The organism is Pseudomonas sp. NPDC087346, assembly GCF_044744235.1.
GTDB lineage: Bacteria > Pseudomonadota > Gammaproteobacteria > Pseudomonadales > Pseudomonadaceae > Aquipseudomonas.
Genome location: NZ_JBIUXX010000171.1, coordinates 1 through 1,306 on the forward strand (window position 1 = coordinate 1; position 1,306 = coordinate 1,306).

General features: G+C 55.2%; 1 protein-coding gene and 1 pseudogene. One reads left to right on the forward strand and one right to left on the reverse strand.

The window, feature by feature from the left end; genetic code table 11:
* Positions 1–197: pseudogene (locus tag ACIOZM_RS31850) on the reverse strand (hypothetical protein); the annotation flags it as partial.
* Between the two features lie 653 nt (positions 198–850).
* On the opposite strand from ACIOZM_RS31850, the gene ACIOZM_RS31855 reads away from it, so the two are divergent.
* A complete protein-coding gene (locus tag ACIOZM_RS31855) occupies positions 851–1,084 on the forward strand; it encodes a hypothetical protein (protein WP_401221658.1) in 234 nt (77 codons plus the stop codon).
* Positions 1,085–1,306 lie beyond the last annotated feature (222 nt).

The following is a 1,306-nucleotide window of genomic DNA, read 5'->3' on the forward strand; positions in this document are numbered from 1 at the left end:
TTGGCCAATAGTTCTTCGTTTTTCATGTCCGGGACGACGGCGTACATCGTGCTGGGTTTGCGTGGAGGCCGAGTGCTGCCGGGGCAGAGGTAGTGATCGAGCGCGCGGTCGGCGGCTTCGTGGAGTTTTTTTGAATCGATGGATTCGTAGGGCGAGGTGGGGTCGGTTTCGGGTGGGTTGGGTGTTGGTTTGATCATGGTAAAGCTCCTTTGAGGTGAAGCCGCCAAATCCTGTCGCTAAACAGGAAGGGTGGCGGCTGTACGCAGGTTAGCGAACCGGTCAAAGGTACCCGGTAGACCGCGAAGGTCTCCCGCATACAGCCACCATAGCGAAATTGCAGATATTCAGATCCGCAACGAAGCCTGGAACGCTGATGCACCTTTAAGTTGATTCGAGTCGCTAAACCCGATCGCTGATTCGTCAGCGACCGACCCACAATAGAACCCGCCCTCAAGGCGCACAAGCCGGCGGATTCTGGCTTAGCTGTAGGCAAAGGCGCAAGCATGCGTAGCCTGATTAAGTATCTCGGCGTGTCATTTAAACGCTGGTGTTTACAAGCAAAAGATCGCAGCCTGCGGCAGCTCCTGCAGGGGATCGCATTTCAGGTGCGATCTTTTTTTGTTTGCGCAGATCCGCCAGTTCCGCGCGGGCAAGGCCAAGAGCCCGGACCCGCTCAAGGACGATCTGCCTATCCCGCCGGACCTGTGGCGCGACTTCTGACAGCAGACTGATTCCGTTTGTCTGAAAGCTGCCTTCACCTGTCAACTCTGACAGGTGTATCCGGCCTCTTTTTGCAGTTTGATTACGTGGTGATTCCGCGCACTTCGTGCGATCGCAAAGGAGAAATACGATGAAAGGTACATTCAGTCGCTACGATAAAAAAACCGGTGAGGGCGCCATTACTCCGGTCGCAGATACTGCAGGGCAAGGTTTCTCTTTTGCCGCAAGCGCCGGGGAGTTTCTGACGGCTGAAGAATTCAAATTCAATGTTCCAGTTGCTGACGCCGGTCGAGTAAAAATCGAAGTGGGCGCGAGCGTCGAATTTGACAAGTTGGGTGTGGGTGCGATCAATCTCCGGTATTAACGCAAGCAAAAGATGCAGCCTGCGGCAGCTCCTACAGGGGGTCGCATTTCGGGTACGGTCTTTTTTGTTTGCGCAGATCCGCCAGTTCCGCGCGGGCAAATGCAAGCGCCCGGACCCGCTCAAGGATGATCTGCCGATCCCGCCGGATCTGTGGCGCGATTCCTGACGTTACTGTGATGAAACAAAAAACCGCCGTCCCGGTTGAATGGGATGGCGGTTTTT

Bases quoted from the DNA above. Each gene is read 5' to 3' on its own strand.
- ACIOZM_RS31855 (WP_401221658.1), top strand. From the start codon at position 851: ATGAAAGGTACATTCAGTCGCTACGATAAAAAAACCGGTGAGGGCGCC.